Origin of the sequence: Saccharothrix sp. (genome assembly GCF_031180885.1) — a bacterium.
Classification (GTDB): domain Bacteria; phylum Actinomycetota; class Actinomycetes; order Mycobacteriales; family Pseudonocardiaceae; genus Actinosynnema.
Map to the genome: position 1 here is coordinate 65,554 of NZ_JAPSLK010000040.1, position 7,352 is coordinate 72,905.

9 protein-coding genes are annotated in these 7,352 nt (G+C 70.0%); 1 reads left to right on the forward strand and 8 read right to left on the reverse strand.

Annotation, left to right across the window (positions count from 1 at the left end; all coding sequences use genetic code 11):
- Positions 1-12: 12 nt before the first annotated feature.
- From RIN75_RS31830 to RIN75_RS31845, 4 genes are all read right to left on the reverse strand, one after another.
- Positions 13-402: a nuclear transport factor 2 family protein gene (locus tag RIN75_RS31830; RefSeq protein ID WP_309115755.1), complete on the reverse strand. Its 390-nt coding sequence runs from the start codon at positions 400-402 to the stop codon at positions 13-15.
- A gap of 13 nt (positions 403-415) precedes the next feature.
- A complete protein-coding gene (locus RIN75_RS31835; protein ID WP_309115756.1) occupies positions 416-2,431 on the reverse strand; it encodes an NADPH-dependent 2,4-dienoyl-CoA reductase in 2,016 nt (671 codons plus the stop codon).
- Entirely contained in the window at positions 2,428-2,973 is a 546-nt protein-coding gene (locus RIN75_RS31840; protein ID WP_309115757.1) for a PadR family transcriptional regulator, read from the reverse strand. The genes RIN75_RS31835 and RIN75_RS31840 overlap by 4 nt, the downstream gene beginning before the upstream one ends.
- Positions 2,974-3,094: 121 nt before the next feature.
- The gene (locus tag RIN75_RS31845; RefSeq protein ID WP_309115758.1) at positions 3,095-3,808 is read right to left on the reverse strand and encodes a TetR/AcrR family transcriptional regulator; all 714 of its coding nucleotides are present in this window, start codon (positions 3,806-3,808) and stop codon (positions 3,095-3,097) included.
- A 126-nt stretch (positions 3,809-3,934) separates the two neighbouring features.
- Here RIN75_RS31845 and RIN75_RS31850 point away from each other — a divergent pair, with 126 nt between their 5' ends.
- On the forward strand, positions 3,935-4,333 hold the full coding sequence (locus RIN75_RS31850; RefSeq protein ID WP_309115759.1) for a VOC family protein: 399 nt from the start codon (positions 3,935-3,937) through the stop codon (positions 4,331-4,333).
- A 52-nt stretch (positions 4,334-4,385) separates the two neighbouring features.
- Here the strand turns inward: RIN75_RS31850 and RIN75_RS31855 are convergent, their stop codons facing one another.
- The 4 genes from RIN75_RS31855 to RIN75_RS31870 form a co-directional block, all read right to left on the reverse strand.
- Complete coding sequence (locus RIN75_RS31855) at positions 4,386-4,775, reverse strand: hypothetical protein (RefSeq protein WP_309115760.1); 390 nt, start codon at positions 4,773-4,775, stop codon at positions 4,386-4,388.
- 27 nt (positions 4,776-4,802) lie between these two features.
- Positions 4,803-5,438 carry a YbhB/YbcL family Raf kinase inhibitor-like protein gene (locus RIN75_RS31860; RefSeq protein WP_309115761.1) on the reverse strand — a complete coding sequence of 212 codons (636 nt, stop codon included), beginning with the start codon at positions 5,436-5,438 and terminating at the stop codon, positions 4,803-4,805.
- A 53-nt stretch (positions 5,439-5,491) separates the two neighbouring features.
- Complete coding sequence (locus RIN75_RS31865; RefSeq protein ID WP_309115762.1) at positions 5,492-5,947, reverse strand: DUF4383 domain-containing protein; 456 nt, start codon at positions 5,945-5,947, stop codon at positions 5,492-5,494.
- Between the two features lie 133 nt (positions 5,948-6,080).
- On the reverse strand, positions 6,081-7,169 hold the full coding sequence (locus RIN75_RS31870; RefSeq protein ID WP_309115764.1) for an aminotransferase class I/II-fold pyridoxal phosphate-dependent enzyme: 1,089 nt from the start codon (positions 7,167-7,169) through the stop codon (positions 6,081-6,083).
- Positions 7,170-7,352 lie beyond the last annotated feature (183 nt).

Below are 7,352 nucleotides of genomic sequence, written 5' to 3' on the forward strand. Positions count from 1 at the left end.
CCAGATCCTGCGTTACGACACGACCCCGTCCGCCACCAGCCCCGCGTAGATGGCCTCGCCGACCGTCGTCAGCGCCGACAGCGGGCGGATCATCACGGTGAACGTGCCGATCCGGCCGTCGGCGTCGAGCTGGATGAGGTCGATCCCGTCGACCTGCTTGCCGTTGACCACGGTCCGGAACCGCAGCACGTGCCCGTCCGGTCCGCCGTCGTACTGGCCGACGTACTCGAAGTCCTGGAAGGTCCGCTGGAGCACGCCGAACAACGCGCGCACCACCTCGACGCCCTCGAACGGCCGGAACTTCACCGGGCTGTGGAACGTGATGTCGTCGGCGAACAACGCGGTGGCACCCGCGAAGTCCCCGGCCTCGATCGCCTTGCGGAACCGCTCTGCCGCGTTCATGTGTTCTCCCTGGTCAGATCGTCGCCGCGAGGCGGGTGCCCTGGTCGATGGCGCGCTTGGCGTCCAACTCGGCGGCGACGTCCGCGCCGCCGATCACGTGCGTCACCACGCCGCGCTCGGTGAGCCCGTCGACCAGGTCGCGCACGGACTCCTGCCCCGCGCACACCACGACGGTGTCCACCTCCAGCACGCGCGGCCGTTCCCGCTTCGGCCCGAACGAGATGTGCAGCGCGCCGGGTTCGATGCGCTCGTAGTTCACCCCGGTCAACTGCTCCACCCGCTTGGCCCGGAGTGCGGCCCGGTGCACCCACCCGGTCGTCTTGCCCAGCCCCTTGCCGATGCCGGACTCCTTGCGCTGCAACAGGAACACCTGCCGCGCCGGTTCGGCGGGCGTCGGCTTCACGACACCCCCACGGGTCTCCGCCGGGTCGCCCACACCCCACTCGGCCTGCCACTCGGCCAGGTCCAGCGCGGGGGAGGTGGCGTGGGTGAGGAACTCGCTGACGTCCACCCCGATCCCACCCGCACCGATCACGGCCACCTTCGCACCGACCGGCGCACCACCCTTTACGACGTCCACGTACGACAGCGCGTGCTCGACACCCGGGATCGCCGGCACCCGCGGCGCGACCCCCGTCGCCACCACGACCTCGTCGAACCCGGTCAGGTCCTCGACGGTCGCCCGCCGCCCCAGGTGCAGCTTCACCCCGGTCAGCTCGATGCGCCGGCGGTAGTAGCGGATCGTCTCGGCGAACTCCTCCTTGCCCGGTATGCGCCGCGCTATCGCGAACTGGCCGCCGATGTCGTCCTCGGCCTCGAACAGCTCCACGTCGTGCCCCCGCTCGGCCAGCGCGACGGAGGTGGCGAGCCCCGCCGGCCCCGCGCCGACCACCGCGACCCGCTTGCCGCGGCGGGCGGGCAGGAGGGTGAGGGTGGTCTCGCGGCCGGCGCGCGGGTTGACCATGCAGGAGGCCTTCTTGAGGGAGAAGGTGTGGTCCAGGCAGGCCTGGTTGCACGCGATGCACGTGTTGATTTCGTCGACGCGGCCGGACTCGGCCTTGCGCACCCACTGCGGGTCGGCCAGGAAGGGGCGCGCCATGGACACCATGTCCGCGTCGCCGCGCTCCAGGATCTCTTCGGCGACCTGCGGCATGTTGATCCGGTTGGAGGTGACGACCGGGATCGACACGTGCGGCTTGAGCCGTGCGGTGATGCCCGCGAAGGCCGCGCGGGGCACGGAGGTGACGATCGTGGGGACACGGGCCTCATGCCACCCGATGCCCGTGTTGATGATCGTCGCGCCGGCCTTCTCGACCTCTTGTCCCAGCGCGACGACCTCGTCCCAGGTCTGCCCGTCCTCGACCAGGTCGAGCATGGAGAGCCGGTAGATGATGACGAAGTCGTCGCCGGCGGCTTCCCGGCAACGGCGGACGATCTCGACCGCGATGCGGCGGCGGTTCTCCGGGGTGCCGCCCCAGCGGTCGGTGCGCTTGTTGGTGCGCGGGGCGAGGAACTGGTTGATGAAGTAGCCCTCGGAGCCCATGATCTCGATGCCGTCGTAGCCGGCTTCGCGGGCCAGTGCGGTGCTGCGGGCGAAGGCGTTGATCTGGCTCTGGATGCCTTTGTCGGAGAGCTTGCGGGGCCGGAACTTGGAGATCGGCGCTTTGATCGCCGAGGCGGAGACGGACAGCGGGTGGTAGGCGTAGCGGCCCGCGTGCAGGAGCTGGACGGCGATCTTGCCGCCGGCGTCGTGGACCTTCTCGGTGATGATCCGGTGGCTTTGCGCTTCTCTTGTCGTGGAGAGCTTGGAGGAGAACGGGTAGAACCAGCCGGCGCGGTTGGGGGAGAAGCCGCCGGTGACCATGAGGGCGACGCCGCCGCGGGCGCGTTCGGCGAAGTACTCGGCCAGGGCGGGGAAGTCCTTGGCGCGGTCCTCCATGCCGGTGTGCATGGACCCCATGAGGACCCGGTTGGGCAGGGTCGTGAAGCCCAGGTCCAGGGGGCGGAGGAGGTTGGGGTAGTCCGTCATCGCCGGTCGTCCTCTCGCATGGCCACCAGCACCTCGTCACACCATTCGAGCAGCGCTTCCTCGGCTTTGATGCCGCCGCGCAGGACGAGGTACTGGTGCAGCCGTCGTCCGTGCAGGGCGGACGGGTCGGGGAAGTCCTTCTTCTCGATGGCGCGGTACACGTCGAGCCGTTCGGCGTGCCGGCCCCGGTGCCGGGCCACTTCGTCGGCGACTTTGCCGGGGTCGCCGAGCGAGGCCCCGCGGATCTTGACCGACAGGTCGTGCCGGATGGTCGCCGGCTCACCGGCTTCTTCGAGCCACCGCTGGAGTTCTTGGCGGCCTTGCGGGCTGACCCGGTAGACCTTCTTGTCGGGTCGGCCGTCCTGCGCGACCTCTTCGGCGGTGACCCAGCCGAGGTCGTCCATGCGCTTGAGGGTCCGGTAGATCTGCTGGTGGGTGGCGGCCCAGAAGAACCCGATCGACTTGTCGAACCGTCGGGCCAGCTCGTAGCCGGTGCCTGGTCGCTCGTCCAGGGACACGAGGATCGCGTGCTCCAACGCCATGCTACCGCACGGTAATATGCAACGGGCTGCTGTGCAACTAGTTGCATACTCCGAAAGTGTGCGGGGTGCCAGCGCGCGGCGGGGGTGTGAGTGTGTGGCGGGTGTGGTGGCGGGGAGAGGGTTAGTGCTGGCTGGGAGTCTGGCGGTCGTTAATCAGGGATTCCAGGCCGTCGAGGATTCGGGTGAGGCCGAAGGTCCAGCCGTTGTCGTTGGGCGCGTTGTCGTCCGTCGACATCGCCGCCTCGAACAACGCCGGGAAGCGGTCGCGGTGGCGGTGTAGGACCTCGAGCAACGACTTGTCCGTCGTCCACGGTTGAGTCCCGGCCGTGGATGACGACTGGGCGTTGCGGATGTGGCCGCTGAGCAGGAACACGGCGTCCATGCGTTCGCCACCCGTCAAACCCGTGTCCGACAACGCCGCCACGGCCGACTCGGTCCAGCCGACCTCGCGAGGGCCGGTGGGGCGGTCGCCGGTGGTCGCTGCTGGAAGCCAGGGGTGGCGGTGCCAAGCGGCGCGCATCAGTTCGGCCCAGTGGGTCAGGCGTGGGCGCCAGCCGCCGGGGACGGTCATCAAGTTCGGGGGTTCGCCCACGGCCGACTCGATCATGACAGCGACCAACTCCGCCTTGCTGGACACGTGGCGGTAGAGGGCCATCTTCGTGACGTCCAGGCGCGCCGCGACGTGTTGCATCGAGACCGCCGACATGCCCTCGCTGTCCGCCACCTCGATCGCGGCGTCGGCGATGCGGTCCACCGTGAGCGCCAGGCGTTGTGGCCGGGCACCCCTCCCGCGCGGCTCCCACAGCAGGTCCACGTTCTCCCCCAAGTCCGTCACCAATCTCCAGAATCCGGTCTTGCGTCGGTTGTCGATCTGTGTCTACCGTACACCCCGTGTCCGCTGGACACACAAGTTTCCCGAGGACACAACGGTGTCCCGTGGTACCGATGGGGGTAAGACCGGATGTCCGTCAAGATCTTCGTGAACCTGCCGATCGCCGACCAGGCCAAGTCCATCGCGTTCTTCGAGGCCCTGGGCTTCAAGCACAACCCGAAGTTCACCAGCGAGGACTCCACCTGCATCGTCTTCGGCGACGACGTCTACGCGATGCTGATCAGCCACGACTTCTTCAAGACCACCAGCAAGCGCGAGGTCGCCGACACCGCGACCACCGCCGAAGCCGTCCTCGCACTCGGCGTCGACAGCCGCGACGAGGTCGACTCGCTGGTGGACAAGGCGGTCGCGGCCGGCGGTCGGGAGGGCGAGACCCAGGACCACGGCTTCATGTACGGCCGCGGCTTCACCGACCTCGACGGCCACCAGTGGGAGGTCTTCTGGATGGACCCGGCAGCCGCAGCCTGATCAAACCAGAAGGCGGGTGGTCCACCGAGGACCACCCGCCGTCCGAAAAACCTCACGCGTCTTCGCGGTTGGGGTTCTCCAGCTGGAAGAAGTTGCTCTGCGTCCCGTCGGACGTCTCCTCCTGGTAGACGAAGTTCAACCCCCGTTGGTCGAACGTGTCGAACCACTCGTCCCAGCTCACCCGCTTCAACCGGTCACCGCCGTAGCCGGGGAAGTCCAGCCGCAGCACGCCCAGGTGGTCGCCGTGCTCGGTCCCCTCCACGGTGGCGGGCTTGGCGTCGCGCCGCTCGGCCCACTGCTTGATCACCTCGTGGCTGGTCGTCGCGAGCGACCGACCGGGCCGCTCGGGGCGATCCGACGTCGACTTCACCTCCTGCGCGTACTTCAAGCTCTTCGACGACTCCTTGCCGGTCCGGATGCCGCCGTCGTCCTTCTTGGTCATGGGAAAGCTCCCAACGTCGGAAATGGTTCACCGGCCGAAGAGACCGACCAGGGTGCCCTTGGCGAGCACGTGGCCGCGCACCGCCGCGTGGACGTCCTGCGCCGACGCGTCCGGACCGAGGTCCAGGCGCCGGTCCACGGCGAACAGGCGGAAGAAGTACCGGTGCGGCTCGTCGCCGACCGGGGGACGCGGACCGCCCCACCCGGACTCGCCGAAGTCGTTGCGGCCCTCCGTGACACCAGCGGGCAGGGACCCCTCGGCGATGGAGTTCACGTCGGCGGGGATCCCGGTCACCACCCAGTGCGTGAACGTGCCGCCGGGTGCGTCCGGGTCCTCGCACACGAGGGCCACCTCCGCGGTGCCCGGCGGGACCTCGTCCCACTGGATCGGCGGGGACGTGTTGCCGCCGTCCAGGGAGAAGCGCGCGGGCATCAGCGTGTGACCGCTGAACGCGGTGCTGCGGGCGTGCAGCCCGCCGTCGTCCTCGACACCCCCTCCGCCGCCGCGCGGCCCGGCCGCCCGCTCACCCACCGCGTTGGGCGGGTACGCGCGCTGGAGTTCCTCGTTCGCCGCCTGGTCGGCGTCGGCCACCCCCTGGTCCTCGTACTCGGCCCGCAACCGGGTCCGCTTGACGTCGTACGAGTGGCTGCCTGGGTTGGGCATGGGTCGTCACCTCCCATTGGTCCACCCCCGAGGCCTACCCACCGCGCCAGGCCCTACACCCCCTGCTGCTCACGGCCGGGGTACAGCCCGCGCCTGCGCTCGAACGCCGTCGTCACCACCCCGAGCAGGACCATGCCCGCACCCAGCGCGAAGTGCAGCCAGTTGTCCGCCGGGTTGACCGGCAGCGGACCGCCCTCGTGCACGACCGACCCCCACACCCACAGCAGCAGGTACACGAACCCGCCCGCGACCAGGAACGTCCGCGCCGCGCCCGCCCACCGCGCCGCCACCACGCCCAGCACGCCGAACAGCAGGTGCACCGCGTTGTGCAGCACGGACACCGCGAACACCCCGAACAGCAGCGCCCCGGTGTGCGGGCCCGCGACCGGCAGGTCCCCCTCCGTCACCCCGGGCACGAACCCCAGCACGCCCACCACCAGGAACACCGCGCCCACCACCAGCGCCGCCGCCCGCACCGGACGCCGGACACCCCGAGTCGCCGTCGTCATCGCCCCTCCTCCGCCAGGCCCGAAGAGCGGGTAGCCGGCGCGGGCCGGCCGAAACGCGGATGAGCGCATCAGGGGACGGCGAACTGCCGGAAGTCGCCCCAGCGCGAAGCCGACCGTCACACGATCGGGTGAATCAGGCCGGTTGGTGGCGCGTGGCGAGTCGGGTCGCGGCCTCCTCCAGCGTCTCCCGGCGCTTGCACACCGCGAACCGCACCATCCGGTCCACCTCCGGCACCGGCGCCGAATAGAACACCGACAACGGCAAAGCCGCCACCCCGCCGTCGACCACCACCCGGTCGCACCACTCCGACGCCGGCTCACCCACGTCCGCCACCAGGTAGAACGGCGACGCCGCCGGTTTCGCCGCGATCCCGATGCCGTTCAACGCGTCCGCGAACCACCCGGCCCGCTCGTGCAACCCCGCCGCGACCGCCCCGGTCACGCTGTCCACAGTGGACGAGCCGAGCACCGAAGCCGCCGCCACCTGCAACGGCACCGCCGGGCAGAACGTCACGAACTGGTGCACCGCCCGGATCCGCCGCGTCAACCCCGGCCCCGCGATCGCCCACCCGATGCGCCACCCGGTCGCCGCCAACGACTTCGACACCGACGAGATCTTCACCCGCAACTCCGGATCGGACACCACATCCAGCACACCGCGCGGCCGCGAGGTCAGCAAGCCCTCGTAAGTCTCGTCGGACACGACGATGATCCCGTGCGACGAAGCCAAACCGGCCAGCGCGTCCCACTCGTCGTCGGTCAACACCCGCCCCAACGGGTTCCACGGGCTGTTCACCACCACAACCCGCGTCCGCGAAGTGACCGCCCCTTCCAACAACGAAGCGAAAGAACCACCCAAAGCCGTCAACCGCACCGGCACCGGAACCCCACCGGCCGCCACGATCGCCGGCGCGTACTGCTCGTAAGCGGGCTCCACCACCAGCGCCTCGTCACCCGGCGACAACAACGCCGCCATGGTGCAGTGCAACGCCTCCGTCGCCCCCGCCGTGATCGTCACCTCGGTCTCCGGCGAGAACCCCGACGCCACCGCCTCCCGCAACGCGAGCACCCCCGCGCTCGGCATGTACTGGTGCACGCCGGGATCCGCCGAAACCGCGGCCAGCGCCGCCAACAGCTCAGCAGGCGGGCCGTGGTCGAAGACGCCCTGCGCCAGGTTGATCGCGCCGTGCCGGGCGGCCAACGCCGGGATGCGCACGAACATCGACTCCACGGCCGTACACCTACCTCTCCGTCTGGGAACCCCTTCGGGCCCGCACCACCTGCACGGTCAGCGCGACCGCGAGCACCACCACCGCGTACACCGACCACCAGCCCGACTGCACCAGGCTCGCGGCCAGCACCAGCAGCAGCGCCAGGTTCAGCACCGACCGCACGGTCAACCCGC

Excerpts from the sequence above, each read along its gene's own strand:
- RIN75_RS31830 (WP_309115755.1), bottom strand. The coding sequence starts at position 402 with ATGAACGCGGCAGAGCGGTTCCGCAAGGCGATCGAGGCCGGGGACTTC.
- RIN75_RS31835 (WP_309115756.1), bottom strand. The coding sequence starts at position 2,431 with ATGACGGACTACCCCAACCTCCTCCGCCCCCTGGACCTGGGCTTCACG.
- RIN75_RS31840 (WP_309115757.1), bottom strand. The coding sequence starts at position 2,973 with ATGGCGTTGGAGCACGCGATCCTCGTGTCCCTGGACGAGCGACCAGGC.
- RIN75_RS31850 (WP_309115759.1), top strand. The coding sequence starts at position 3,935 with ATGTCCGTCAAGATCTTCGTGAACCTGCCGATCGCCGACCAGGCCAAG.
- RIN75_RS31855 (WP_309115760.1), bottom strand. The coding sequence starts at position 4,775 with ATGACCAAGAAGGACGACGGCGGCATCCGGACCGGCAAGGAGTCGTCG.
- RIN75_RS31860 (WP_309115761.1), bottom strand. The coding sequence starts at position 5,438 with ATGCCCAACCCAGGCAGCCACTCGTACGACGTCAAGCGGACCCGGTTG.
- RIN75_RS31865 (WP_309115762.1), bottom strand. The coding sequence starts at position 5,947 with ATGACGACGGCGACTCGGGGTGTCCGGCGTCCGGTGCGGGCGGCGGCG.
- RIN75_RS31870 (WP_309115764.1), bottom strand. The coding sequence starts at position 7,169 with ATGTTCGTGCGCATCCCGGCGTTGGCCGCCCGGCACGGCGCGATCAAC.